Raw genomic sequence first — 26,509 nt, 5'->3', positions numbered from 1 at the left:
TGCGTCGGGGGAACGTGGCCGCAGGTGTGGTGCGCCACGGGACGGCGTCCGATGCGGGTGGGGACTGCCGCCATCCGGCGTACAAGGCATGAAAAAACGCCTGTGGGGCGTGACCTGATCGATCAGGCCACACCCCACGAGGCGTGTATCGGAAGACGCCACCACGCCGTCCGGTCTTTCCTTACTTACTGCGTCGTCAGGCGACCAGGCGCCGTACGACGTAGTTGCTGCTCCAGATCTTGTGCTTGCCGACGCGGGCGCCGGTGTGCGGCGAGTCGTAGATGTAGCCGTTGCCGGCGTAGATGCCCGCGTGGTAGCCGTACGACCCGTTGCGGAAGATGATCAGGTCGCCGACCTTCTTCTTGCTCTTGGCGACCTTGGTGCCGTACTTCTGCTGCGAGTTCGCCTTGTGCGGCAGCTTCTTGCCCGCCGCCTTCTTGTAGACGTACTTGGTGTAACCCGAGCAGTCGAAGCGCTTGGGGCCCGACGCGCCGAACTTGTAGAGGGCGCCCTTGTGCTTCTTGGCCTCGGCGAGGATCTTGGCGCCGCTGGCCTTGACCTTGATCTTCGTCTTGGCGGAGGTCACCGACGAGAAGCCGGAACCGTTGAAGACCGTGCGGACGTAAGCGGTGCTCTTCGGAGCGGCCTTGAGCGTGACCGTCCCGCTCTTGACCTTCTCCGTGTCCCAGGTCTTCCACTTGCCGTCACGCCAGCCCTGGAGCCGGACCGTGCCCTTGGCGACCTTGCCGGTACGCGGATCGATGACCTTGGCGGTCACCTTGAGAGTGGAACCCCACTTGAGGTTCCGGGTGCTGGCCTTGGTGGTCAGCTTGGGCTTCACCGTGGCGGCCGCCTGAGATGCGGCGGCGACCTTCACGACCGGGGTGGTGCTGGCGGCCGCCGCGGGGGATGCGGTGGCGACCAGCTGGCCGGCGCAGAGGCAGAGACCCAGAGACAGTGCGACAGTGCCGGCGCCGCGAGACGTGCGGCGGCCACGGCGCGAACTGTGTTCGTGCACGGTAGAGATATCCCTCCGGCACGCCTGCGAGGTTAGCTGTCGGGTTCGGGCGGGAAGGTGTGCCCGGTCGCTAGGCGACTTCACCCCAAGGCCGGTGTGGAGCGTTACCGGCCGGATATGGGTCCCCCGTCCCTGCCCCCGTATGCCTTGTGTGGTTGAACCGGTGACGCTTGTGGTCGCACCGTCCAACCCGGGGCAGGGCTCGGCGTGAGCCGTCCGGTGCGAGCCGGGCGGTTGTGCCCGGCCCAACCTTGGTACCTGACGTTCCGCGTGATCGTTAGAGCCGAAAAAATGACGGAGAGTAATTGGCACACATGTAGGTGTCCGGTTTGTTACCGCCCGGAGACATATGCCATTACGCATCGCATGTGGCTGATCACGATCAGTCGAGAGTTACGGGTGAAACAGAACACACAATTGCCCGGCGGCCAACCTCACACCTCGGGCAAAACGTCGGGAGCACCGCAAACACGCAGGGCACGTGATCTTGACCGGTCGGCAACTCGACGTAACCTTCCGGTCCGGTACCCTCGCTGGCGTGACGGACGGGAAGATGCCTCTCATCGCCAAGGTCGCGACCACAGCGTCGAAGACCGCGGCGGCGCTCTCCAGGGCCGCGGGACGCGGCGACGGCTCGGTGATCGGCGGCTGGATCGGCCTCAAGATCGACCCTGACCTCCTGGCCCACCTCTCGTCCGGGCGCGCAGTCGCGCTCGTCTCCGGGACCAACGGCAAGACCACTACGACCCGCCTCACCGCGGCCGCCCTCGGCGTCCTCGGCCGGGTCGCCACCAACTCGTTCGGCGCCAACATGCCGACCGGCCACACCTCGGCGCTGGCGAAGGAGGGGCACACCCCGTTCGCCGTGCTGGAGGTCGACGAGCACTACCTCCCTCAGGTCATCGAGTCCACCAAGCCCAAGGTGGTGGCGCTGCTCAACCTCTCCCGGGACCAGCTGGACCGGGCCAAGGAGGTGGCGATGATGGCGCAGCTGTGGAAGGTGGCGCTCGCCAACCACCCGAGCATCAAGGTCGTGGCGAACGCCGACGACCCGATGGTCGTCTGGGCGGCCGCCAGCAGCCCGCAGACCACCTGGTTCAGCGCCGGCCAGCGCTGGCTCGACGACTCGTTCGTCTGCCCGGAGAGCGGCCACCCGATCGAGCGGCAGAACGGCGACTGGTGGTGCACCGGCTGCCCGCTGCGCCGGCCCCGGCCGCAGTGGGCGGTCGAGGACGAGGGCGTCATCGACCCGCGTGGCGACTGGCACATGGTGAAGCTCCAGCTGCCCGGCAAGGTCAACATCGGCAACGCGGCCACCGCGCTCGCCGTCGCGGCCGAGTTCGGGGTCCGCCCGATCGAGGCGCTGCCCCGGCTGGCCCGGGTCACCTCGATCGCCGGGCGGTACGCGCAGGTCGACCGGGACGGCCGCAACATCCGGCTGCTGCTGGCGAAGAACCCGGCCAGCTGGCTCGAGGCGTTCGACATGGCCGAGCAGGCGCCGACACTGCTCTCCATCAACGCGCGGGACCCCGACGGCTTCGACACGTCGTGGCTCTACGACGTCGACTTCTCCCCGCTGCGCAACCGCCCGGTGCTGATCACCGGCGACCGTGCCTACGACCTGGCCGTCCGGCTCCAGGTGAACCAGGTGCCGTTCCGGCACGTACAGACTTTCGACGAGGCCCTGGCCGCGGTGCCCCCCGGCCGCCTCGAAGTGATCGCCAACTACACGGCGTTCCAGGACATCCGAGCGGAGTTGGACCGTGTCAACTGAGAGCCTCCGGATCGTGTGGATCTACCCCGATCTGCTGTCGACCTACGGCGACCGGGGCAACCTGCTGATCCTGGCCCACCGGGCGGCCGCTCGGGGCATCCCGGTGGAGACCTACGAGGTCCGCTCCGACCAGCAGATGCCGACCACTGCCGACATCTACCTGATCGGCGGCGGCGAGGACGGCCCGCAGGCTCTCGCGGCGCAGCGGCTCCTCACCGACGGCGGTCTGCACCGCGCGGTCAATCAGGGTGCGGCTGTCCTCGCGATCTGTGCCGGATATCAGCTCTTCGGGCACTCATTCTTCGCAAAAGGGGCGAAGTGCCAGGGTCTCGGTTTGCTCGACATAACCTCGGACCGGGGCGTCACCCGGGCCGTCGGAGAGATTCGCGGTGACATCGACCCACGGCTGGGGCTACCGCCCCTGACCGGGTTCGAGAACCACGGTGGGCGCACCCATCTCGGCGCGCACGCCGCGCCGCTGGCCCGGGTCACCGCCGGGATCGGCAACGACGGCCAGACCGAGGGAGCGTGGGCGGGAAAGATCCTGGGGACGTACTCCCACGGCCCCGCGCTGGCTCGCAACCCAGCTATAGCCGATCTGCTACTGCGCTGGTCAACAGGCGCGGATAGGCTTGCGCCCCTGGATGACACCTGGGCCGACCGGCTACGGCAGGAGCGGCTCGAGGCAGCGAGCGCAGTCTGATTTTGTTCTGAACCGACGACAGTTGGGGCGGTACGCCTGCATGACCGACATCCTGATCGCACCTCGCCCTCAGGACGCCGTTCCTTTCTCGTGGAAGCGCCGTCTCACCCGGTTCGGCACGCTCGGCGCCGTCGTCGGCGCCCTCGCGATCGCGGCCGCCACGCTGCCTCTGCGTGAGATCGGCGCGAGTGTCGAGACCCTGGGTGCGGTCGCCCCCGCCGCCGTCGCGGTGGTGGGCGGCCTGCTCCTCTCGGTGCTGGTCCCGCGTACCGCGATCACGCTGCTCTGCGGTCTCCTGCTGGGCGCCGCGACGGGTGCGATCGCCGCCCTCGCCGCGGCCATCATCGCGGCCACCGCCACCTACTACGCCGGTCGCTGGGCGGGTCGTGGCGCTCTCAAGGCCCGCGCCGGCAGCAAGCTCGACCGCCTGGACGGCTGGCTGAACCGCCGCGGCCTCTCCGCCGTCCTGCTGGTCCGCTTCCTCCCGCTCGCCCCGTTCGGCCTGGTCGGCTACGCCTACGGCACGACGTCGGTCTGCCGCAAGCGCTACCTCCTCGGCACCACGATCGCCGCGATCCCGTCCACCGTCACCTACGCGGTCATCGGCGCCGCCGTGGCCGCCCCGGGCTCCATGAACGCCACGACCCTCGCTCCGGCGGCCATCGGTTTCGCCATCTCCACGGCGATCGTCCTGCGCTGGCGCTACACCTCCCGCCGCGACGCTTCTTCTTCCTCCCTCGTACGGGACTGACGGCCGCACCCACCAGCACCAGCCGTAGTCCCGCCTCCATCGCCACCTGACGGCCCGCCCGCCCGGCGCCCGCCGGCGCGGGCCCCGGTGCGCCGCCGCCCTCTTTCCCGGCGTCCCGCCGCCCCGCGCCGAGCCGCCATCTCGTCCGTCCGCCGGCCGCACACCGAAGCCGGCCGCACACCGAAGCCGCCCGCACACCGAAGCCGGCCGCACAGCACGAAACGGGGGCCGGCCCCGGCGCCCGTTCCAAGAACGTCGCCCGGTCCGGCCCCCGGATCGAAAGGTCAGACGACGACCGAGACCAGCCGCCCCTTGACCACGATGACCTTCTTCGGCGAGCGGTCACCCAGCACCTCGGCCACCGCTTCCAGGGCGGCGGCGCGAACCGACTCCTCCGGGGTGTCCGGGGAGACCTCGACGCGACCGCGGACCTTGCCGTTCACCTGCACCGGGTAGGTGATCGAGTCGGCGACCAGCTGCGCGGGGTCGGCGACCGGGAAGTCGGCGTAGGCCAGCGTGCCGGAGTGGCCCAGCTTGCCCCACAGCTCCTCGGCCATGTGCGGCGCGAACGGCGCCAGCATCAGCACCAGCGGCTCAACGGCCTCGCGGGAGACGGTCGGCAGCGGGGTCAGCGTGTTCGTCAGCTCGATCAGCTTGGCGATCGCGGTGTTGAACCGCAGCTCGTCCAGGTCTTCCCGGACGCCGGCGATGATCCGGTGCAGCACCTTGCGGGTCTTCGGGTCCAGCGGCTCGTCGGTGACCCGCGTGGCGCCGGTCTCCTCGTCGACCACCAGACGCCAGGCACGCTGCAGGAAGCGCTGCGAGCCGACGACGGCGCGGGTCTCCCACGGGCGGGAGACGTCCAGCGGGCCCATCGCCATCTCGTACACCCGGAACGTGTCGGCGCCGTACTGGTCGCACATCTCGTCGGGGGTGACGATGTTCTTCAGCGACTTGCCCATCTTGCCGTAGGACCGCGCAACCTCCTGGGAGCCGTGGAAGTACTTGCCGTCACGCTCCACGACCTCTTCGGCCGGTACGTAGAAGCCCCGCTCGTCCTGGTACGCGTACGCCTGGATGTACCCCTGGTTGAACAGCTTCCGGAACGGCTCGAACGACGAGACGTGGCCCAGATCGAACAGCACCTTGTGCCAGAACCGCGCGTACAGCAGGTGCAGCACGGCGTGTTCGACGCCGCCGACGTACAGGTCGACGCCGCCGCTGTCGCCCTCGGAGCGCGGGCCCATCCAGTAGGCCTCGTTCGCCGGGTCGACCATCTTCTGGGTGTTGTGCGGGTCCAGGTAACGCAGTTCGTACCAGCAGGAGCCGGCCCACTGCGGCATCGTGTTGGTCTCCCGCGTGTACGTCTTCGGCCCGTCGCCCAGGTCCAGCTCGACCTGCACCCAGTCCTTCTTGCGGGACAGCGGGGTCTCCGGCTCGGTGTTCGCATCGTCCGGGTCGAAGGTGCGCGGCGAGAAGTCGTCGACGTCGGGCAGCTCGACCGGCAGCATCGAGTCGGGCAGCGCGATCGGCAGGCCGGTCTCGTCGTAGACGATCGGGAACGGCTCGCCCCAGTAGCGCTGCCGGCTGAACAGCCAGTCCCGCAGGCGGTAGGTGGTCGCGCCGGTGCCCTTGCCCTGCTCCTCCAGCCAGGCGATCATCGCGGCCTTGGCCTCGGCAACGCCCTTGCCGTCCAGCCAGTCGCTGTTGATCGCCGGTCCGTCGCCGGTGAAAGCCCCTTCAAAACCTTCAGGAGCTTCGACGGTACGGATGATGGGCAGTTCGAAGACCTCAGCGAAAGCCCAGTCCCTCTCGTCCTGACCGGGGACGGCCATGATCGCGCCCGTGCCGTAGCCGGCCAGCACGTAGTCGGCGATGAAGACCGGGACGCGCACCCCGTTGACCGGGTTCTCCGCGTAGGCGCCGGTGAACACGCCCGTCTTCACCTTGCCGTCGGCGGTGCGCTCCTCCTCGGTCTTCGCCGCGGCTTCCGCACGGTAGGCGGCGACGGCAGCGGCCGGGGTCTCGTGCCCGCCGGTCCACTTCGCGTTCGTGCCGGCCGGCCAGGCGGCGGGCACGATCTCGGCGACCAGCTCGTGCTCCGGCGCCAGGACCATGTAGGTCGCGCCGAACAGCGTGTCGGGCCGGGTGGTGAAGACCGTGATGACGCCCTTGCCGCCGACCGGGAAGTCGACGTGGGCGCCCTTGGAGCGGCCGATCCAGTTGCGCTGCATCAGCTTGACCGGCTCCGGCCAGTCCAGCGTGTCCAGGTCCTCGATCAGCCGGTCGCCGTACGCGGTGATCCGCATCATCCACTGCTTCAGGCTGCGCTTGAAGACCGGGAAGTTGCCGCGCTCGCTGCGGCCGTCCGGCGTGACCTCCTCGTTGGCCAGCACGGTGCCCAGGCCGGGGCACCAGTTGACCGGGGCCTCGGAGACGTACGCCAGGCGGTGGTCGTCGATCAGCTTGCGGCGCTCGGCGGGCGACTTCTCCGCCCACTCCGGCGTCTTCTCGAAGCGTTCGATCAGCTCACTGATCGGCCGGGCCTTCTTCAGGTCGGGGTCGAACCAGGAGTTGAAGACCTGCAGGAAGATCCATTGGGTCCAGCGGTAGTAGTCCGGGTCGGTGGTCGAGAACGAGCGCCGATCGTCGTAGGCCAGGCCCAGACGGCGCAGCTGCTGCTTGTAGCGCTCGACGTTGGCGGCGGTGGTGACCGCCGGGTGGGTGCCGGTCTGCACCGCGTACTGCTCGGCGGGCAGGCCGAACGCGTCGAAGCCCATCGGGTGCAGCACGTTGTAGCCGGCCATCCGCTGGTAGCGGGTGTAGCTGTCGGTGCCGATGTAGCCCAGCGGGTGCCCGACGTGCAGGCCGGCGCCGGACGGGTACGGGAACATGTCCTGCACGTGCAGCTTCGGCGCGCCGGCGCGGGGGTGCGACGGGTCGGCCAGCTCGCCGACCGGGTTGGGCGCCTGGAAGGTGCCGTGCTCGGCCCAGTAGGCCTGCCAGCGCAGCTCGATCTCGCCGGCCAGCGCGGCGGTGTAACGGAACGGCGGGGTCTCGGTCTCGCTCATCTTCACCATCTCGCTCGTCTTTTTTCTGGAGGAAGGCACAAAAAAGCCCCTCACGCAGGAGGGGCGCCGTGCTGACCTCGCGTCAGCACGGCCTGCTAAGAAGCAGAAAAGACCGAGCCATGCGATGCATGATACCCGCCCGCCGTCACGCACGGCGACCGGTATGCCGCGCGGGTGACCCGGGGGCGATTTGCCGGTGGTGTCCACAGGCGACCGATTCTTTATCTCGAATCGGTCTCGATCAGGCCTTTCGGCGGGGTGTACGTACGGAGATAACCTGTGGGGACGGGCGGCGAGCTCCGGAGGCCTGCGGACCGCTGGGCGCCCGCAACCTTCGATGCCCCTTGACGGTGGGTGATCTCCTGTCGCGAGGGGTAAGACGAAATCTGGAGGAGGCCCGTGACAACGCCGACCTGGGGCGAGCCGACCGGCCCGCTGACGAGCGCCGAGTTCGCCGCCGCGACGCAAGCCATCATGGCCAACATCGAGCAGGTCATCGAGGGCAAGAGCGCGACGGTGCGTCTGGCGCTCGCGGTGCTGCTCGCCGAAGGGCATCTGCTGATCGAGGACGTGCCGGGCGTCGGGAAGACGAAGCTCGCGAAGGCTCTCGCGCGTTCCATCGACTGTTCCGTCCGCCGCATCCAGTTCACGCCCGACCTGCTGCCCAGCGACGTCACCGGCGTCAGCGTCTACAACCAGGAGACGCGGGACTTCGAGTTCAAGCCGGGCGCGGTCTTCGCGAACCTGGTCGTCGGCGACGAGATCAACCGGGCCTCGCCGAAGACCCAGTCCGCGCTGCTCGAGTGCATGGAGGAGCGCCAGGTCACCGTCGACGGCACGACATATGAACTGCAGGCGCCGTTCATGGTGATCGCGACGCAGAACCCGATCGAGATGGAGGGCACCTACCCCCTCCCCGAGGCGCAGCGCGACCGGTTCACCGCCCGCATCGCGATGGGCTACCCGGACCCGCGTGCCGAGCTGGCCATGCTCGGCGGCCACGGCGACCACGACCCGCTGAACGACCTGCGGGCCGTCACCGACGCCGCGATGGTCCGCCGGCTGATCGCCACGGCTCGTGACGTGCACGCCGCCGAGGCCGTCCAGCAGTACGCGATCGCCCTGGTCACCGCGACCCGGGAGGCGCCGGAGATCCGGCTCGGCGCGTCGCCGCGGTCCACGCTGCAGCTGCTGCGCACCGCCAAGGCGGTCGCCGCTCTCGAGGGTCGCGACTACGTCCTCCCCGACGACCTGCAAGCGCTCGCCGTGCCGGTCCTCGCGCACCGGATCATCCCGACGGCCGACGCCCAGCTGAACCGGCGGACCACCGACGCGATCGTGTCGGAGATCGTCCACCGGCTGCCGCTGCCGCACGATCGTGCCCGCAACCCGTACGACACCCGTGACGGCCGGACGCCGACGTCGTACGAGTCCCGGGGGCGGTGAGGATGCGGGAGGCGCTGCGGGGGCTCACCACGCGCGGCCGCTCGTTCCTGGCCGCGGGCGCGGCAGCCGCGGTCTCGGCGCTCATCCTCGGCGAGCGTGACCTGCTGCGGGTCGCCGTGCTGCTGGCAGCGCTGCCGATGCTGGCAGCGTGGTACGTCGGCCGCAGCCGGTACAAGCTGGCCTGCACCCGCTCGCTGGACCCGGGCCGTGCCCCGGTCGGCTCCAGCGCGCGGGTGATCCTGCGCCTGCAGAACCTGTCCCGGCTGCCCACCGGCACGATGCTGCTGGAGGACCGGCTGCCCTATGCGCTGGGCAGCCGCCCCCGCGTCGTGCTCGAGCGGCTCGGCGCGCAGCAGGCCAGCTCGGTGGCGTACACGGTGCGCGCCGACGTCCGCGGCCGCTACCCGATCGGCCCGCTGATGATCCGCCTGACCGACCCGTTCGGTCTCTGCGAGCTGACCCGCTCGTTCCCCTCGGTCGACAAGCTCATCGTGATCCCGCAGGTCACCGCCCTTCCCCGGGTGCGGCTCGCGGGTGAGTACGCGGGCACCGGCGAGAGCCGGGCCCGGTCGGTCGCGGTGCACGGCGAAGACGACGCCGCCACCCGGGAGTACCGCCGCGGCGACGACCTGCGGCGCGTGCACTGGCGTTCCACGGCCCGCACCGGCGAGCTGATGGTCCGCCGCGAGGAGCAGCCGTGGGAGAGCCGGGCCACCGTCGTCCTCGACACCCGGATGTACGCCCACCGCGGCGAGGGACCGACCGCCAGCTTCGAATGGGCCGTCTCGGCGGCCGCCAGCATCGCCATGCACCTGCGCCAGGAGGGCTACAAGCTCCGCCTGGTGACCGGGTCCGGCGTCGACCTGGACGCCACCGAGGCGGGCGGGGAGGGACACATCCTGGACACCCTGGCCGAGGTGAAGCTGGACCAGGCCGGCGACGTGTCGGGGCTGGTCGACCAGGTCCGGCGGCGTTCCGACGGCGGCCTCGTGATCGGCCTGTTCGGCGCGCTCACGGTGGCCGAGGCGCAGCTGCTCACCGCGCTGCGGGCCAACGGCGCGACCTGCGTCGGGTTCGCCATCGACAGCAGCACCTGGGTCCCGATGACGAACGGGGACCGGCAGGAGTCGGACCGTGAGCACGCGGCGGCCTCGCTCGCCCTGGTCCGCAGCGGATGGAAATCGGTGCCGGTGACGCACGGCGACACGCTGCCGGCGCTCTGGCCCGCCGTGGCCCGGGGTTCGCAGGGCTTCGCGTACCGCGCGGCGATGGCCGAGACCGTGAGCGGGGTGAACCGGTGACCGGCCGCCGCCGTCTCGGGCTGATCGCGGCCGCCGCGACCCTGCTCGCCGCGGCGCCGCTGTCGTCGATCTTCGATTCCTGGACGTGGCTGTTCCAGGCGATGCTCACCGTCATCCTGATCGCCGGCGCCGCGGTCGCGGCCCGCACCCTGCGGTTCCCGACCTGGGCGCAGACGGCCCTCATGGTCCTGGCGCTGCTCCTCGCGCTCACCTGGCTGTTCCCCAGCGGCAAAGAGATCCTGATCCCGCAGCCGGCCACGCTCACCCACTTCGCCGACCTGATCCGCCAGGCCGGGGAGGACACCCGGTCGTACGGCGTGCCCGTCCCGGACCGGGACGGCCTGCTCTTCGTGGCGGTGCTCGGCATCGGGGCCGTCGCGATCGTGGTCGACCTGCTCAGCGCGGTCTTCCGGCGCCCGGCGCTGGCCGGCCTGCCGATGCTGGCGATCTACTCGATCCCGGTCGCGGTCTACCTGGACAGCGTGCCGGTCTTCCCGTTCATCATCGGCGCGATCGGCTACATGTGGCTGCTCGTCGCCGACAACGTCGACCGGGTCCGCCGGTTCGGCCGCCGGTTCACCGGCGACGGCCGTGACGTGGACGTCTGGGAACCGTCGCCGCTCGCCTCGGCGGGCCGCCGGCTCGGTGTCGTGGGCGTGCTCGTGGCGGTGCTGCTGCCGCTGGCCGTGCCGACCGTCTCGGGTGGCCTGCTCACCAAGTGGACGCAGAGCGGCAGCGGCCTCGGCGTGGGGCCGGGCGGCACCGGCAACGGGCAGATCAACCTGTTCGCGGCGCTCAGCGGCCAGCTCAACCAGAACGCCACCGTCAACATCATCAAGGTGCGCACGAACGAGCGGGAGCCGTTCTACCTGCGCTTCGGCGTGGCCGACGTCCTGAACGCCGATGGTTTCGGCAACTCCGCGCCGCGCGGCCAGTCGCTGAACGAGGGCCTGCCGAACCCGGGCAACGCGGCGTCCACCGAGCGCGCCAACTACACCGAGTACCAGGCCGAGATCGAGGTCTCCGAGGCGCTGCGGCAGAAGATGCTGCCGGTCTACACGTACGCCACCGGGGTCGAGGGCCTGAAGGGCAACTGGTCGTACGACAACGGCCAGCAGGTGATCTACTCGGGTCGCGCCACGACCGGCGACCAGAAGTACACGGTCAGCTACCTCCGCCCCCGCTACACGGCCGCGCAGCTGCGGACCGCGCAGCCGCTGGCCGAGGACGACCCGCTCCGCCGGCAGTACACCGCCGCTCCCAAGGACGTCGCCGTCCAGAAGAAGGTGAACGAGCTCGTCGAGGGCGAGGACACCCAGTACGACAAGGTGCGCGCGATCTACGACTCGTTCTCCTCGGCGAACGGGTTCAAGTACAACCTGGCCACCCAGACCAGCGGCAACGCCTCGGACATCGCAGCGTTCCTGGAGAACAAGGTCGGCTTCTGCCAGCAGTACGCCGCGGCCATGGCGTGGATGGTGCGCGCCGCCGGGATCCCGGCCCGCGTGGCGTTCGGCTTCACCCGGGGCACCGCGCTGGACGACAGCACGTACCAGATCACCAACCGGAACGCGCACGCCTGGACCGAGGTGTTCCTGGACGGGTTCGGCTGGGTGCCGTTCGACGCCACCCCGGCGGCGAGCGTCACCGGCTCGGCCCGCTCCTCCTGGGCGCCGGACGTGGAACGCCCCGAGCCGGAGCCGTCCAGCTCGACCGGCGCTGCCGTCCCGGGCACCGGGTCGTCCGCCGCCCCGGGCCGCGCCGAGCGTCCCGAGCAGGCGAACGACGGCGCCACCTCCGCCATCGACGAGGGTGTCGTCCCGGACGACGGCTCGTGGACGCCGCTGCTGGTCGCCGCCGGTATCGCACTGGTCCTGGCGATCCTGCTGATCCCGGCGTTCCTGCGGGTCCTGGTCCGCCGACGCAGGCACGCCGCCACCGCGGCAGTGCCGGCAACGGTGGTCACGACGACCGGCGGCGGGACCGGGTCGATCGGCGACATCACGGTGACGACCGAGTCGGCCCAGGCCCGTGAGGACGCGCACGCCGCCTGGGACGAGCTGATCGACACGATGGTCGACTTCCGGGTGCCGGTGGATCCCACCGAGACCCCGCGGGTCACCACCCGGCGCCTGGTCAAGGACACGCTGCTCGCCGGCGATTCAGCGGAGGCCGCGGTGCTGCTGGGCCGGGCCGAGGAACGCGCCCGGTACGCCCGCCGTCCCCTGCAGGGCGCCGAACTCACCGCGGCGCTGCGTCAGGTGCGGTCCGGGCTGGCCGGTTCGGCCTCGTTCCGTACCAAGGCGAGGGCGGCCCTGCTGCCGCCGTCGGTGCTGCTGAGCTGGCGTCTGGGCATCACCGAACAGTCGGCCCGGATCGCGGACTCGCTGAGCCGCCTGCGGGAGTCGGCGAGCCGCTTCAGTCCACGAAGGCTCCTGACCCGAACCCGCTGATCAACAGCAGAAACCCACGGCCGCAACCACCGGGCCGTGGGTTTCTGCTGTCAGCCACCCCGGAAACAGCGACAACCGATGGCCGGGTGGCAGGCACCCGGACCGGTGGGCGGACATGGAGATACGACGAAGGCGGCCGACACCGGCCGCCGTTCGTCGGTCACCGGCCTCGGGGCCGGCGGGCAGGTCAGCGATGCCCCTCCGGGCGCTGCCGCCACCGGTCCTCGAGCCGGTCGATGAGGCCGCCCCTGCGACCGCCCTGGCGTGTGCGCCGCGTCGCGGTGCCACCGACCGATTTCAGGTCGGGGGCCTGGCTTCGCCGGCGCGACTGCATCGCGAAGGCGGCGGAGCCGAGCATGACGACGAATCCGGCCACGCCGAGCGGCGTGTTCTGGCTCACGGTCCCGAAGACGACCAGAGCGAGACCAAGGACGATCACGAACGCGGCGATGAGGAGCCGGCGCCGTGCGTGGAAACGCGGGTCGCTGGCCCGCACAGCCGAGGCGAACTTGGGGTCCTCGGCAAGCGACCGCTCGATCTGATCGAACAGCCGCTGCTCGTGCTCCGAGAGCGGCACGGCATTCCTCCCCGGGCGCATTGCCGGCCCCAATCCGTGGGCCGGCGGTGGTGCAGGTGTGGTGATGCGGGGCAGCCGTCGGCTGCCTTATCACGCAAGTCTACGAGCGGCTTGGCGGGTCGGAAAGCCGGACGACCGCCGAGTGCGGGTGATTTTCCGTGCCCTCAAGATTGGTTCGTCCCAAAAGACCGACTGAAGCACCTCATCACCCAGCCGAGTGGCCCCGACACGACCGGTGATCTACCGCGCCACGATCAGGGGGATCGTCATCTCGGCGGCGGTGGCGGAGCCGTGGTACGCCACCAATTGTCCCGCCTTCGCGGGCTCCCAGCCGGACGCGAGCGCGACAGCCCGCCCCTGGCAGAGCACGACGACGTCGCCGATCCGACCGGCGTGCGCGGCCGGCACCGCACCGAACCAGCCCTCGCCGATCGCCTCATCCCTGGTCATCACACGAGCGTCCGGACCGAGGACGCTCCGCCAGGTGGCGAGGACGTCGGGCAGGGCGCCGGGAGCGGCGTACAGATAGCGGACCCGCGGCTCTCCCGCGACCGCCACCACTCCCTCGCGGAGAGCCGGAATGTCCGCCATGTCGTATCTACCGGACAGAGGGACGTTGAGCTGACCATGATCTGCCACCACGAGCAGGGCCGCCGACGCGGGTAGCTCGTGGACGATCCGGCCCAGGATCCGGTCGACACCCCGGGCGGCGGCCTGCCAGGTCGGCGCGTCGATGCCGTCCTCGTGGCCGAAGTGGTCGAGATCGGGGTGATAGCCGTAGACCAGGCCCGGTCCGCGTCGCAGCGCCGCGATCATCCCGGCGGCGACCGCTTCCCCGTCGTCGGCGCCCACGTAACGCCCGCCCCGGTTGGCGGCGAGACTGAGCCCGCTGCCCTCGAACGCCGACCGGCTCACCACCGTCACGTCGACGCCGGCGGCCGCGGCCGTCTCCAGCCGGGTCGGCACGGGCTGCCACTCGCGTGGGTCCGGGTCGTCGCCCCAGGCGATGTGGGTGAGGACGCCGCCGTCCGGTCTGCGCACGGTGAACCCGAGGATGCCGTGCACGCCGGGCGGCACTCCGGCGCCGAGCGTGACCAGGCTGACCGGGGTGGTCGACGGGAAGCCGGCGGTCAGCGTGCCGGCGTGGCCACGGCCCCCGGCGGCGAGATCGGCGAGGACCGGCGCGTGCTTCGAGACCAAGGGCAGCTGGTACGCCCCGAGCCCGTCCACCAGCAGCACCCCGACCCGGTCCACGCCGTCGAGCCGCTCGGCGAGGCCGAGGACGTCCACGGCGCCCGGCACCCCGAGCACCGCCGACACGCTGGGCAGCAGGTCGGCGAGGCTGCCGGTGCCGTAGGCGGGCGCGACGATCCGCAGGGCGTCGGCCGGCAGCCTGTCGTCGAGCTCGCCGTTCATGACCTGCCTCCGGAAAAGTCGAGCTCGCCGTTCATGACCAGCCTCCGGCAAAGGGACGAGAGGAGGGAACTACCGCCGGGCGAAGAGGTGCAGCTGAGAGGCGATGTCCCGGAACGGTGGCCGGGCGCTCAACTCCAGTTCCAGGTCGAGGACCGCTTGCGGGTCCTCTTCGAGAACGGTGGCCGGGAGGAGGTCGGCCACCACCCGTACGCCATGGGTCTCCTCCACCGTGAGACCGACGGCCGTGAGAAGCGCGGTGGCGCTCTCCGCGTCGAACCTGCGCAGCAGGGTGTCGCGCGGGCCGGCCCGGCCCGCCGGATCGGTGACCAGGGCGGCGGCGGCGCGCAGATGACCGTTCACCGCGCGGCCCAGGATCGCCGCGGCACGGCTCGCGACCAGCAGGCTCACCGCACCACCCGGCCGGAGCGCCGCGGCGATCGCCGAGGCGACCCGGTTCGGATCGTCGACGACCTCGAGGACGGCGTGGCAGAGGACGAGGTCGGCGCTGGCCGGGTCGACCAGCGAGGCGAGCGCGTCACCGTCGCCCTGCACGGCACGCACCCGGTCGGCGACACCGGCGTCACTGGCCCGCCGGGTCAGCGCGGCGAGCGCGTCGGGACTCGCGTCGATCACGGTGACGGTGTGCCCGGCCTCGGCCAGCGGCACGGCGAACCCGCCGGTCCCGCCGCCGACGTCGAGCACCGTCAGCGCCCGGCCGTCGAGACGGTCCGCCTGCCGGTCGAGCTCCCGGCGGAGAACGGCCCAGACCGCGGCGGTGCGAGCCGTGACGTGCGGGCGTCCGATGCGCGCAGAAGTTTCCACCCCGGCAGCCTAGCGACCATCAGAACTCGAACAGGACACCCGTCGCGCGGTTCATCTCGCAGGTGTTGCCGTAGGTGTGCCGCCAGAGCACGTCCTCGCCCTTCCAGACGCCCTTGAGTTCGGCGGTGACCGGCTGGTAGAGCAGGATGCACATCCGGTCGCCGCGGGGCAGCAGGTCCGGGTCGGCGTCGATGCGCTCCAGCACGGCACACGCCTCGGCCGCCTTCGGATGGCCGCCGCCGACCGGGTCGCAGCCGAGCTTCACGGCGGAGGCGAACCCGGCGTCCGCCATGTAGGTGAGGGTGAGCTCGTCACCCCGGGGAGCGGGACCACCGGCGACCACGACGGCGAGAGCGGCCAGGGCAGGGAGGATCATGAGGTCGCACTTTAACGGGTTAAAGTGCGATTTCAGCGGAAATCGCGGGACGCCGGGCGTACCGGCGCCGTCACCTGCTCCAGCTTGTCGGCGACCAGGTTGAGCACCCCCTCCACCTTCTCCAGCCGGCCCCGGACCAGCAGCGCCGTGCTGCTCCGGGCCACCCGCCGGTACCGCTGCCACAGCCCCGGCGAGCAGGTCACGTTCAGCATCCCGGTCTCGTCCTCCAGGTTCACGAACGTCACCCCGCCCGCCGTCGCCGGCCGCTGCCGGTGGGTGACGATGCCGCCGACCCGGATCCGGGTGCCCGCCTCCACCTCGGCCAGCCGGTCGATCGGCAGCGCGCCCGCCCCGTCGAACTGCTCGCGGAGGAACCGGGCCGGGTGCGTCTCCGGGGACAGGCCGGTCGCCCAGACGTCCGCCCTCAGCACGTCCACCTCGCTCATGCCGGGCAGCATCGGCGCCTCGGTCCCGGTCACCGTGCCGGGGAGCCGGTCCGGCTTGTCCTGGGCGGCGGCGCCGGCGGCCCAGAGCGCCTCGCGACGGGAGAGGCCGAAGCTCGCGAAGGCGTCGGCGGTGGCGAGCGCCTCCAGGTGGGTCGTGGAGCAGCCGGTCCTCCTGGCCAGGTCGGTCATCGACCGATAAGGCCCATGGTTCTCCCGCTCCATCTCGATCTTGTCGGCGAGGTCGGCTCCGATCGTACGAATGCTGGAGAGCCCTTGCCGGACGGCCGGGCCGCGCAGTCCCCAGGCGTGCGGAGGCTCCCCGGCCGCGGCCTTGAGCCGGGAATCCCCGGTGGTCTCCAGCGTCGCCGCCGCGTCACTGAGGTTGATGTCCGGCCGGCGCACCTCGACACCGTGCCGCCGCGCGTCGTCCACCAGGGACTGCGGGGAGTAGAAGCCCATCGGCTGCGCGTTGAGCAGCGCCGCGCAGAACGCCGCCGGGTGATACCGCTTCAGCCAGGCGCTCGCGTAGACGAGGTAGGCGAAGCTCATGGCGTGGCTCTCCGGGAAGCCGTAACTGGCGAAGGCGGACAGCTTGTGGAACAGGTCGTCCGCGAGCTCACCCGTGATCCCGTTGCCGGCCATCCCCTCGTACAGTCGCTTTCTGATCCTCTCCATCTTTGTTATTGATCTTTTGGAGCCCATGGCCCGCCGCAACTGATCAGCTTCGGACGGATCGAAACCGGCCACATCGATCGCGAGCTGCATCAACTGCTCCTGGAAGAGCGGCACCCCCAGCGTCTTGGCCAGCGCGTTCTCCATCAGGGGGTGCGGCACGCGGGGCGCCTCCAGGCCGTTCTTCCGGCGGATGTACGGGTGGACAGAACCGCCCTGAATCGGTCCCGGCCGGATCAGGGCCACCTCGATCACCAGGTCGTAGAACTCCCGTGGCTTGAGGCGCGGCAGCGTCGCCATCTGCGCGCGGCTCTCCACCTGGAAGACCCCGACCGAGTCGGCCCGGCAGAGCATCTCGTAGACCTCGGGGTCGTCGAGCGGCATCGTCCCGAGGTCCAGCTCGTCATCGATCATGTCGTACGCGTAGTGCAGCGCCGACAGCATGCCGAGGCCCAGCAGGTCGAACTTGATCAGGTCGACGGCGGCACAGTCGTCCTTGTCCCACTGCAGCACCGACCGGCCCGGCATCCGCCCCCACTCGACCGGGCAGACCTCGATGATCGGGCGGTCGCAGATGACCATGCCGCCGGAGTGGATGCCGAGGTGCCGCGGGAAGTTCTGGATCTCGTTCGCCGCGTCGATCACCTGCTGCGGGATGTCGTTGTCCGCTGCCGCGACGTCCCCCCAGCGGTCGATCTGCTTGCTCCAGGCGTCCTGCTGTCCCGGGGAGAAGCCGAACGCCTTCGCCATGTCGCGCACCGCCGATCGTGGACGGTAGGAGATGACGTTCGCCACCTGGGCGGTGTGCTCGCGGCCGTACTTGGCGTAGACGTGCTGGATGACCTCTTCGCGGCGGTCGGACTCGATGTCGACGTCGATGTCGGGCGGGCCGTCGCGTTCCGGGGCGAGGAAGCGTTCGAAGAGCAGCCGATGCTTCACGGCGTCGACGTTGGTGATTCCCAGCGCGTAGCAGACTGCCGAGTTGGCTGCCGAGCCGCGTCCTTGGCAATAGATCCGTTTTTGTCGACAGAATTCGACTATGTCGTAGACGACGAGGAAATATCCGGGGAAGCCGAGCTCCTCGATCATGGCCAGTTCGTAGTCGAGCTGTCGATAAGCGGCTTGATTCGTGTCGACATATCGTGTTTTAGCACCACGCATCGTCAACTCTCGGAGCCAGCTCATCTCGGTGTGCCCAGGGGGAACCGGATAATCAGGGAGCTTCGGCGCCACCAGATCCACGTCGAAGGCCAGGTCCTCGGCGTACATCACGGCGTTCTCCACGGCACCCGGATACTCCGCGAACCGGCGGGCCATCTCGTCGCCGCTGCGCAGGTGCGCGGCACCGGACGCGGGCAGCCAGCCGTCCATGTCGTCGAGGCTGCGACGGGCCCGGACGGCGGCGAGCGCGGCGGCGAGCCGGCGGCGGGACGGGGTCGCGTAGTGCACGTTGTTCGTCGCCACCACCTCCAGCCGGCGGCTGTGCGCGAGCGCGAAGAGGTGGTCGTTGCGGTCGACGTCGTACGGATCGGCGTGATCGGTCAGCTCGACCGCCACGTTCGGCGCGCCGAAGAGATCCACGAGACGATCCAGCTCGTACGCCGCCCTCTCCACACCCTCGGCGGCGAGCGCTCGCGGCACCGTCCCCTTGCGACACCCGGTCAGCACCAGGACGTGGTCCTTGAGCACCTCGGCGATCTCCTCGAGGCTGCCGTAGTCGGGTTTACCCTTCTCGCCGCCCCTCAACTGCGCCTGCGAGATCACCCGGGCCAGCCGCGCATACCCCTCGTGACCGTGCGCCAAGGCCAGCAGATGCGCGCCCTCCGGATCCGCCTCGCCGTTCTGCGACCGGGTCAGCCCCAGCGACAACTCCGCCCCGAAGATCGTCGGCAGGCTCAGCTCGCGGGCCGCCTGCGAGAACCGCACCACGCCGTAGAAACCGTCGTGGTCGGTGACGGCCAGCCCGGTCAGTCCCAGTCGCGCCGCCTCCTCCGCCAACTCCTCGGGGTGGCTCGCGCCGTCGAGGAAACTGAAGTTGGTGTGGCAGTGCAGTTCGGCGTACCGGGTCCGGCTCTCCGCCCTGATCAATCCGGGAGCTTTGCGGTACGGCTGACGTTTGCGGCTCCACGCCGGCGAGTCACCGCCGTCACCGTCGACGGCTAGAGGATCGACGACGGCCGGCCCTCCCCCGCTGAGCGCCCGCTCCAGCTGCGACCAGGGCATCTCCGGGTTATGGAATCCCACCGTCGTCCTTCCCCGTCATAGATCGCTCAGTCATAGATCGCTCAGTCATAGATCGCCTCGACCAGCCATCGCCCCTGCGCGAGCGAGACCATCAGCGCCCGTCCGTCCTCAGTGGTCATCTGGAACCGGGCCCGCCGCCGCGCTTCCTCGGGCGCCCACCACCGCTCGTCGGCAGGCCACGGACCAGCCCACCCGGTGATCGCCACCGCCTGCCCCCGCTCGATCGCCAGAGTCGCCGGTTCCCCGGTCAGTTCCAGCCGCGCGCTGACCCCGACGATCCGCCCCGCCGCATCCCGCACCACCGCGGGCAGAGGCTCCGGCAACACGATCGCCGGCGAAGGCCGAGGAAACCGCCCGGGCCACGAGGGAGCCCCTTCCCGCCCACGCTTCACCCGTCCGCGCCCATTCCCCGCGCCCTTCTTCCCCGCCTCCCTCGTCCCCGCCTCCCTCTCGCCCGCTTCCCTTGCTCCCGCCTCCCTCTCGCCCGCCTCCCTTGCCCCTGACTCCCCCTCGCCCTTCGATGCCACCCCTCTCCCCTTTTCGAACATTTCCGAATTTTCCGACTTGCTCAGCACGTGGATCGGCCTCAGATGCGTCACCGACGCCAGCTTCCCCAGCAACGGCTCGGTGACCACCCCCGGAATCGGCTCCCGATGCTCCGCCGCCGGCCGCGCCGGTTCCCGCTCGTCGCCCCACGGCACCAGCCGCACCTGATCGTCCGCCGAGCGCCCGCCGCCGAGCACCATCGTCACCACCGAATCCGGCCCGAGCAGGCCCTGCACCCGGCTGAACGCCCGATGCGCCCGCTCCCGCTCGGCCCCGGTCTCGCCCCAGAGCCCGGGCTGCAGTCCGACATGGACCATCACTCCGTCCGGAACGAGCCTCAGCCGTACCAGTCCCGCCGTGGGTCCGCTCATCGCTCCACGCCGCGCCCCGGTGAGCCACCCGTCGAGCTGCCACCGCACCCGCTCGGCGATGGCAGCGGCGGTGAGCATCCCGTCGTGCCGCCACACCCGGTACAGCTCCTGCCCGTCCCCGGTCACCGCCTCGATGCCGAGCCGCGTGCAGGCCAGGCCGTGCGCCGCGAGCCGTTCATGCAGTTGTTCCGCGAGCGCCCGCCCGGCGAACGCGGCCACGTCCACCCGGTCCAGCGCATCGTCGTAGGTCTCCTCCACCGCAAGATCCAGCGGCGGCTGCCGAACCGCGAGCGGCCGGTGATCAGAACCGGACGCCAACCGATGTGCCAGCGCACCCTCGAACCCGAACCGCGTCAGCACGTCACTTGCCGGCAACGCAGCGAACTGCCCGAGCGTCTCCACCCCGAGCCGCTTCAGCAGGTCGGTCAGGTCCGGCTTCTCCAAAGCCGAGATCGGTACTGAGGAAAGGAACCCCCGTGCGTCCCCCGCACCGACGACTATGCCCGTACGCGCCGCGATGCCGGCGGCGAACACTCCATCGGCGATCCCCACCTGGCATTCCACGGCACAGGTCTGAGCCACCTGCTCCACGATCCGTTCCGCGGCGGCCTCCTCACCGCCGAAGTACCGTGCGGGTCCTCGCGCCGCCACCGCACACGCGCCGGGCCGGATCACCTCGATGCCCGCAACGACGTCCTCAATCGCGGCGACCACCGGCTCGAACGCCCGCGCGTCCCGCCCCGGATCGTGCTCCACCACAATCACTCGCGGACACAAACTCTGAGCTTCCCGCCGCCGAATCCCCCGCCGAATCCCTTCCCGCCGCGCACCCTCGGAACAGGCCAGCACCCGATTCGCCGCCATCACCACAACCGGAGCGTCAGCCGGCACCCCATCAGCGATCTCAGCAGCCACAACAGGCCAATCAGGACACCAGACCAGCAGCGTACGAACCCCCGCCTCCACTACTCGCCCTCCCCCACAAGCAGCCGAAGCCCGCCTCTCCGCAACCCTCCAAGATCCGCAAAGGAGTCAGACGCAGTTGAGCCAGGCGCAGCGGTGTCAGGCGCAGACGAGTCAGGCACAGCGGTGTCAGGCGCAGACGAGTCAGGCGCAAAGGAGTCAGACGCAGACGAGTCAGGGCGAGCACCACCCTCGTCCCTCCGCGAAGTTCCGGGATCTGCCGGCTGGGGGCGCCTCGAAGGGATCGCCGCGTGCGCGGTGACGCCCGGCATCCACATGGTTATCTCGCGGGGGCGGGCGGCCGCGCCTCGCCCGCGGGCCGTCACCGTCACTTCGCGGCGGCGTAGGCGGCCTCGGCCTGCGCCGAGGCCTTCCCAGTGGCCGCGGCCCACCTGCAGGGTGACGTCGGCGCCGGACCAGTCGCCGAACGGGACGAGCACGCTCCCCCGCTGCCGGGCCCGCGCCGCCAGCCGGCTCACGATCGAACCGGAGACCGCGCCCGGCACGGCCGTGACGACCACGTCCACGCCGTCGATCAGCGCGGCCACGACGGTGGGCCAGTCGGGGCCGGGGTGGGGTACGAGCGCGAGCCGGTCCAGGACGATTCCGCTTTCGGCGGCGGCGAGGGCGCCGAGCATGGGTACGCCGACGACGGCACACCAGGAACCGGACCGGGAAGCGGCAGCGAGCAGCGCCAGCATCAGCGAGGTGCCGCCGCCGGCTGTCGCTGCCCGCCCGGTGTCCACCGACACCGTGCTTCCCCGGCGAAGCCCTCGCCCGGGAAGCAGCCCGCCCAGCTCGGGCGCGACCGGCAGCATCCGGTGCGCCCCCGGTTCATCGGTCCCGGTAGCCGTCCGGACCATCCCCGCGAGGGCAGCCGCACTGTTCACCATGCGCCCCGCCACGTCATGCCCCGCTCTGTGTCACTCAAGAAGCCCAGGGCCGGCAGCAGCTCGAGGAAGCCACCAGAACAAGCGGCTCAGGGCAGCGATGAAACTTCAAGCCGCGCGATCACCGGCGGCTGAAAGGTCGAGCCGCACGAGCGGCCGAGGGCGGCCGGCGGCTGAAAGGTCAGTTCATGCGGCCAGCGGCGGCTGGTAGGTCAGGCCGAGGGAGGACTCGGCGACGGCCACGAACTGTTCGGCGGCTCGCAGCAGGTCGTCGGCCTCGCGGGCGCTCACCACGCGCGGGATGCCCGCCTCGGCGGCCGCCCGTTTGCCCGCGCCCAGGGCGAAATAGCCGGCCCAGTCGCTGAACTCGGGTGCCACCAGGGAGAGCAGCGACCAGACGCTCGTCTCGCGAGCTCGGCGGCCGGATGCCGAGGGCCGGGCTCGGGCGGCGAGCAGGGCCGCTGCCGCACGCAGGGCAGCGAGGTGGGCTGCCGCGTAACGCAGGCCGTCGGGAGTCGTGTGCGCCGCCTCGTTCAGACCTGCACGGGCGATGGCCAGCAACTGTGCGGGAGTGCGATGCGGCAGCATGTGCGCCGGAACCGCCGGCGTCTCGGTCTTGCCGGCAGCGCTGGAAACGGCCGTGCTGGAAACGGCCGTGTTGGAAACGGCCGCACTGGAAGTGACCGCGCTGGAGCCGGCCGCGTGGGGCGCCGGCCCCGGACCGGGAACCGGCCTGAGCCCGGAGGCCGTGGTGCTCGCCATGCTCGTATCTCCTCGCCTGTTCCGCATCCGACATGTGGTCGAACCGTGTGCCGCGGAGGAAGACGCAGCGGTGACACCTCGGTACGCCGGCCGGGTGCAGAGCTTCCCCACACCACACCCGGCCGGCACCGTCGGCGGGTCCGCCGCCCGCCACCGGGGGTCGGGGGCAGCGAGCGACGGCCTGCCATGTGCGGACCCGGGCCCGCGAAAACCCAGGTCTCACGTGTGACGCTTCGCGGGCGTCACTCCGGGAGACGAGCCGCGAAACACCCTCCCGGGTCAGAGCGGAAGCTCTTTCGAACATCCGTTCTAACTACGGCAAAGACTAGCACCCCCGTACGACAAAATCGCAACCTTCAGGGGCGGGTCACCGCCACTTTTTCGAACGGATGATCGAAACGCCGGGAGGGTCAGCGCGCCGCGAGAACGAGAGCGTCACCGACGGGCGTCCGGGCGTACAGAACACTCCTCCCAGCCCGCCGCCGCAGCACCAGCCCGGCCTCCAGCAGGATCTTCAGGTGCCGGCCCACCGAGCCGAGGCCCTGACCGGTGATCGCGACCAACTGGGTGGTGCTCTTCGGCGCGCCCAGTTCCAGCAGCACCCGCGCCCGCCCTTCGCCGAGCAGCCGCCCCAGCGCGCCGGGCAGCGAGGCGTCCGGCGAGGCCAGCAGACCTGAGCACTGATAGATCACCGCGTGCCGCCCCGGCGACCGCGCCACCCAGCCACGGCTCATGGTCACCGGTACGAAGGAAAGCCCCGTGCCGGAGATGTCCTTCGGCGGATGGTTCAGCACGTTGATCTGGAGTCGTCCCTCGCCCAGCCAGCGCATCCCGTCCCGCATCCGATCCAGCGCGCCGGCCCAGCCTTCGAGGGTGAGTTGCCGGGTCCGGGCGACGACGTCGGCTTCCAGGATCAGCCGACGGCGCTGCTCCCAGTCCGGCTCCACGACATGCTCCCAGACCCAGGTCAGGAGATCGGCCACCCGATCAGCGAGGTCGTCCCGGTCCAGTAGAGGGGAGAGCGCAAAAGATGACGAAGAAGGACGACCGGCGGTGAAAGCCGTGATCAGATCCGCCCGGACCCGCGCGGGAGACGCCGCCCGCACCACGGCGGCCTCCTCGGCGAACGACGTCCCGAGCGGCACCGGCGACGCGAAGTCGGCGATCCACCGCGGCCGCAGCACCGCATCCATCACCGCCGCGTCGACCGGATCCGCGGCGAGCCGGGCCCGATATGCGCCCCGGAGCTCCCGGGAGAGATCGGCCGTGGTCCGGTGCAGGCAGATCAACCCGGCGAACGTCTCGGCCATCGGCGACACCACGAACCGGCTGCCGGCCAGCGTGTCGGCGTCGACGTTCCAGAAGCCCACGGGATCAACCTTTCGCCGTCACGCGAAACATTAACCGGAGATGCGCCACTCACCGAAGACTCAGCGACCATGCAGACCTACCGCGATCTGTTCCGGAGCCGGGAGTTCACCGCCCTCTTCACCACCGCCTGCGTGCAGAACGCCGCGAGCACGATAAGCGGCCTGGCCCTGGCCACCACGGTCTACGCCGGCACCGGCTCACCGCTGTTGGCCGCCCTGGCGATGTTCGGACCGTCGCTGGCCCAGTTGATAGGCGCGACCCTGCTGATGTCGGCCGCCGACCGCCTGCCACCGAGGGCAGCGCTCAGCTCCCTGGCCGCGGTGAACGCCGTTCTGATCGCCGCCATGTCGGGAGACATCGCCATCTGGGGATGCCTACTCGCCCTCGGCCTCACCAGCTCGATCGCCGGTGGCGTCCGCGCCGGCCTGCTCACCGAGATCGTCCCGGACGGCTCCTACCTATTAGGACGTTCGGCACTCAACATCTCCGTCGGCACGATGCAGATCGTCGGCTTCTCCGCCGGAGGCCTGCTGGTGACGGCCATCTCGCCGGGCCAGACCCTGCTGGTGGGCGCGTCCCTGCACCTCACGGCGGCAGTGATGGCCCGGCTGGGTCTCACCCGCCGCGCTCCGCGCGCGGCAGGGCGGCCTTCGGTCGCGGAGACCTGGCGGGTCAACCGTCGCTTGTGGTCCATTCCATCGGTACGCCCGGTCTACGCCGGCCTCTGGGTCCCGAACGGCTTGATCGTCGGCTGCGAGGCCCTCTTCGTCCCCTGGTCCCCGACCGGCGCGGGTGTGCTGCTGGCGTCGGCGGCGGCCGGGATGCTCGCCGGTGACGTGCTGGCCGGGCGGTTCCTCACCCCGTCGTGGCGGGACAGGCTGGCGCCGTACCTGCGACTGCTTCTCGCCGTACCGTATCTGGTCTTCGCCCTGGATCCCGCCCTGCCGATCGCGGCGCTCGCCGTCGCCGTCGCGAGCATCGGATACTGCTCCACGCTGCTACTCCAGGAACGCCTGGTGGCGCTGGTCCCGCCCGAGGCGATGGGCCAGGCGCTCGGCCTGCACACGTCGGGGATGCTGACGATGCAGGCGGTCGGTGCGGCGCTGGCCGGAGCGATAGCGCAGTACACCTCCCCGGCTACGGGTATCACCGTGATGGCGGTGGCCTCGACAGCCGTGACTCTTTCGCTGGCGCCGGCATTGAAAAAGGGAAAGATGATGACACCCGCACCCGTATAGAAGGAGACCCGCATGGGACGGACGATCGTGGTGACCGGCGCGAGTTCCGGCGTCGGCCTGGCCGCCGCCGAGCAGTTCGCGTCGATGGGCGACGAGGTCGTCCTGGTGGGCCGTGACCCGCAGCGGCTCGCCGATGCGGTGGCCCGGGTACGGGACGCCGGCGGCGGCCGTGAGCCGGGCCGGTTCCGGGCCGACTTCGCGTCGTTCGACGAGGTCCGCGCCCTGGCCGACCATCTGCTGACCAACCTGCCGGCGATCGACGTGCTGGCTAACAACGCCGGCGGGATGGTCGGCGGCTACACGAGGACGGCCGACGGTTTCGAGGCGACCGTCCAGGGCAACCACCTGGCGCCCTTCCTCCTGACGAGTCTGCTGCGGGAGCGGTTGCGGGGTGCCCGGGTCGTCAACACCGCGTCGCGGGCCCACGTACAGGGAAAGCCTGATCCTGATGCTCTGGCCGGCGACCCCGGTAAGTACAGCTCGTGGCAGGCCTATGGGGCGAGCAAGGCCGCGAACATCCTGTTCACGGCGGAGGCGGCGCGGCGCTGGCCGGACATCACGAGCGTCTCGTTCCATCCGGGCGTGGTCCGCAGCAACTTCGGCGTGGGCCGGGTGACCAGGCTGTTCTACAAGTACGCGCCCGGTCTCGTCACCCCGGAGAAGGCCGGTGAACTGCTGGTCTGGCTGGCGACGGCGCCGGCGGCCGATCTGGTCCAGGGCGGGTACTACGTGGGCCGGCAGACCGCCACCCCCGCCCCGCACGCTCGCGACCAGGAACTGGCTGCCAAGCTCTGGGAGAGAAGCGCCGAGGCTACGGGAGTGAAAAGTGCTTGATCATCCCAATGTGACCGCAGTGCGTGATGCCCTGGAGAGCGCGGGCGCCGGCGCGGACATCGTCATCCTGGACGAGGCAGTCCACACCGCCGCCCTCGCCGCCGCCGCGCTCGGCATCGAGGTCGGCCAGATCGCCAACTCGCTGATCTTCGACGCCGACGGTGAGCCGCTGCTGGTCCTGACCTCGGGCGCGCACCGGGTCGACACCACCAAGGTGGCCCTCCTGCTCGGCGTCACGAAGCTGAAGCGTGCGACCCCCGAGTTCGTCCGGCAGCACACCGGGCAGGCCATCGGCGGCGTCGCGCCGCTCGGGCACCCGAAGCCGGTCCGGACCCTGATCGACGTCGACCTCGAGCAGTACCCCGTGGTCTGGGCCGCGGCCGGCGTACCCCAGTCGGTCTTCCCGATCACCTATACCGAGCTGGTCCGGGTGACCAGCGGGACACCGGCCGCCGTTGCCTGAG

The 26,509-nt window shown here is 70.7% G+C and carries 20 protein-coding genes and 1 riboswitch; of the genes, 9 read left to right on the top strand and 11 right to left on the bottom strand.

Annotation, left to right across the window (positions count from 1 at the left end):
- Nucleotides 1-196: 196 nt before the first annotated feature.
- The gene (locus EP757_RS18175) at nucleotides 197-1,018 is read right to left on the bottom strand and encodes a C40 family peptidase (RefSeq protein ID WP_127547606.1); all 822 of its coding nucleotides are present in this window, start codon (nucleotides 1,016-1,018) and stop codon (nucleotides 197-199) included.
- A 6-nt stretch (nucleotides 1,019-1,024) separates the two neighbouring features.
- Nucleotides 1,025-1,190: riboswitch (cyclic di-AMP (ydaO/yuaA leader) on the bottom strand.
- A 381-nt stretch (nucleotides 1,191-1,571) separates the two neighbouring features.
- Here EP757_RS18175 and EP757_RS18170 point away from each other — a divergent pair.
- Genes EP757_RS18170 through EP757_RS18160 form a run of 3 tightly spaced genes read left to right on the top strand, consistent with a single transcriptional unit; the run spans nucleotide 1,572 to nucleotide 4,246 of the window.
- On the top strand, nucleotides 1,572-2,792 hold the full coding sequence (locus EP757_RS18170; protein WP_127554303.1) for a MurT ligase domain-containing protein: 1,221 nt from the start codon (nucleotides 1,572-1,574) through the stop codon (nucleotides 2,790-2,792).
- Entirely contained in the window at nucleotides 2,782-3,495 is a 714-nt protein-coding gene (locus tag EP757_RS18165) for a type 1 glutamine amidotransferase (protein WP_127547604.1), read from the top strand. Before EP757_RS18170 ends, EP757_RS18165 begins: the two co-directional genes overlap by 11 nt.
- A gap of 40 nt (nucleotides 3,496-3,535) precedes the next feature.
- Nucleotides 3,536-4,246 (top strand): TVP38/TMEM64 family protein, encoded by a 711-nt coding sequence (locus EP757_RS18160; protein WP_127547602.1) that lies wholly within the window; start codon nucleotides 3,536-3,538, stop codon nucleotides 4,244-4,246.
- 284 nt (nucleotides 4,247-4,530) lie between these two features.
- Here EP757_RS18160 and leuS read toward each other — a convergent pair whose 3' ends face one another.
- Nucleotides 4,531-7,326: a leucine--tRNA ligase gene (gene leuS, locus EP757_RS18155; protein ID WP_370457835.1), complete on the bottom strand. Its 2,796-nt coding sequence runs from the start codon at nucleotides 7,324-7,326 to the stop codon at nucleotides 4,531-4,533.
- A 390-nt stretch (nucleotides 7,327-7,716) separates the two neighbouring features.
- Between leuS and EP757_RS18150 the strand changes: the two genes are divergently transcribed.
- Genes EP757_RS18150 through EP757_RS18140 form a run of 3 tightly spaced genes read left to right on the top strand, consistent with a single transcriptional unit; the run spans nucleotide 7,717 to nucleotide 12,517 of the window.
- On the top strand, nucleotides 7,717-8,763 hold the full coding sequence (locus EP757_RS18150) for a MoxR family ATPase (RefSeq protein ID WP_127547598.1): 1,047 nt from the start codon (nucleotides 7,717-7,719) through the stop codon (nucleotides 8,761-8,763).
- Between the two features lie 2 nt (nucleotides 8,764-8,765).
- A complete protein-coding gene (locus EP757_RS18145) occupies nucleotides 8,766-10,064 on the top strand; it encodes a DUF58 domain-containing protein (protein WP_127554302.1) in 1,299 nt (432 codons plus the stop codon).
- The gene (locus EP757_RS18140; RefSeq protein ID WP_127547596.1) at nucleotides 10,061-12,517 is read left to right on the top strand and encodes a DUF3488 and transglutaminase-like domain-containing protein; all 2,457 of its coding nucleotides are present in this window, start codon (nucleotides 10,061-10,063) and stop codon (nucleotides 12,515-12,517) included. Before EP757_RS18145 ends, EP757_RS18140 begins: the two co-directional genes overlap by 4 nt.
- A gap of 187 nt (nucleotides 12,518-12,704) precedes the next feature.
- Here the strand turns inward: EP757_RS18140 and EP757_RS18135 are convergent, their stop codons facing one another.
- The 9 genes from EP757_RS18135 to EP757_RS18095 form a co-directional block, all read right to left on the bottom strand.
- Complete coding sequence (locus EP757_RS18135) at nucleotides 12,705-13,094, bottom strand: DUF3040 domain-containing protein (RefSeq protein ID WP_127547594.1); 390 nt, start codon at nucleotides 13,092-13,094, stop codon at nucleotides 12,705-12,707.
- Nucleotides 13,095-13,334: 240 nt separating this feature from the next.
- On the bottom strand, nucleotides 13,335-14,510 hold the full coding sequence (locus EP757_RS18130; RefSeq protein ID WP_127547592.1) for an alkaline phosphatase family protein: 1,176 nt from the start codon (nucleotides 14,508-14,510) through the stop codon (nucleotides 13,335-13,337).
- Nucleotides 14,511-14,579: 69 nt separating this feature from the next.
- The gene (locus tag EP757_RS18125) at nucleotides 14,580-15,332 is read right to left on the bottom strand and encodes a methyltransferase domain-containing protein (protein ID WP_127547590.1); all 753 of its coding nucleotides are present in this window, start codon (nucleotides 15,330-15,332) and stop codon (nucleotides 14,580-14,582) included.
- A gap of 19 nt (nucleotides 15,333-15,351) precedes the next feature.
- Nucleotides 15,352-15,708 (bottom strand): SSI family serine proteinase inhibitor, encoded by a 357-nt coding sequence (locus EP757_RS18120; protein ID WP_127547588.1) that lies wholly within the window; start codon nucleotides 15,706-15,708, stop codon nucleotides 15,352-15,354.
- Between the two features lie 32 nt (nucleotides 15,709-15,740).
- Nucleotides 15,741-19,070: an error-prone DNA polymerase gene (locus EP757_RS18115; RefSeq protein WP_127547586.1), complete on the bottom strand. Its 3,330-nt coding sequence runs from the start codon at nucleotides 19,068-19,070 to the stop codon at nucleotides 15,741-15,743.
- 41 nt (nucleotides 19,071-19,111) lie between these two features.
- Nucleotides 19,112-20,953 carry a DNA polymerase Y family protein gene (locus tag EP757_RS18110; RefSeq protein ID WP_127547584.1) on the bottom strand — a complete coding sequence of 614 codons (1,842 nt, stop codon included), beginning with the start codon at nucleotides 20,951-20,953 and terminating at the stop codon, nucleotides 19,112-19,114.
- Nucleotides 20,953-21,855 (bottom strand): hypothetical protein, encoded by a 903-nt coding sequence (locus EP757_RS18105; RefSeq protein ID WP_370457834.1) that lies wholly within the window; start codon nucleotides 21,853-21,855, stop codon nucleotides 20,953-20,955. Before EP757_RS18105 ends, EP757_RS18110 begins: the two co-directional genes overlap by 1 nt.
- A 171-nt stretch (nucleotides 21,856-22,026) precedes the next feature.
- The gene (locus EP757_RS18100) at nucleotides 22,027-22,602 is read right to left on the bottom strand and encodes an SAV_6107 family HEPN domain-containing protein (protein WP_232050560.1); all 576 of its coding nucleotides are present in this window, start codon (nucleotides 22,600-22,602) and stop codon (nucleotides 22,027-22,029) included.
- A gap of 410 nt (nucleotides 22,603-23,012) precedes the next feature.
- The gene (locus EP757_RS18095; protein ID WP_127547582.1) at nucleotides 23,013-23,972 is read right to left on the bottom strand and encodes a winged helix-turn-helix domain-containing protein; all 960 of its coding nucleotides are present in this window, start codon (nucleotides 23,970-23,972) and stop codon (nucleotides 23,013-23,015) included.
- 69 nt (nucleotides 23,973-24,041) lie between these two features.
- Here EP757_RS18095 and EP757_RS18090 point away from each other — a divergent pair, with 69 nt between their 5' ends.
- The 3 genes from EP757_RS18090 to EP757_RS18080 are packed head-to-tail and all read left to right on the top strand — an operon-like array spanning nucleotide 24,042 to nucleotide 26,508.
- The gene (locus tag EP757_RS18090) at nucleotides 24,042-25,211 is read left to right on the top strand and encodes an MFS transporter (protein WP_127547580.1); all 1,170 of its coding nucleotides are present in this window, start codon (nucleotides 24,042-24,044) and stop codon (nucleotides 25,209-25,211) included.
- A gap of 12 nt (nucleotides 25,212-25,223) precedes the next feature.
- Entirely contained in the window at nucleotides 25,224-26,045 is an 822-nt protein-coding gene (locus EP757_RS18085; protein ID WP_127547578.1) for an SDR family NAD(P)-dependent oxidoreductase, read from the top strand.
- Nucleotides 26,038-26,508, top strand: a complete 471-nt coding sequence (locus EP757_RS18080) for a YbaK/EbsC family protein (RefSeq protein WP_127547576.1) — start codon at nucleotides 26,038-26,040, stop codon at nucleotides 26,506-26,508. Before EP757_RS18085 ends, EP757_RS18080 begins: the two co-directional genes overlap by 8 nt.
- Nucleotide 26,509 lies beyond the last annotated feature (1 nt).

Source organism: Actinoplanes sp. OR16 (assembly GCF_004001265.1).
Lineage (GTDB): Bacteria > Actinomycetota > Actinomycetes > Mycobacteriales > Micromonosporaceae > Actinoplanes.
Note: the sequence above shows the minus strand (reverse complement) of the source record. Positions and strands in the feature narration are given on the sequence as shown.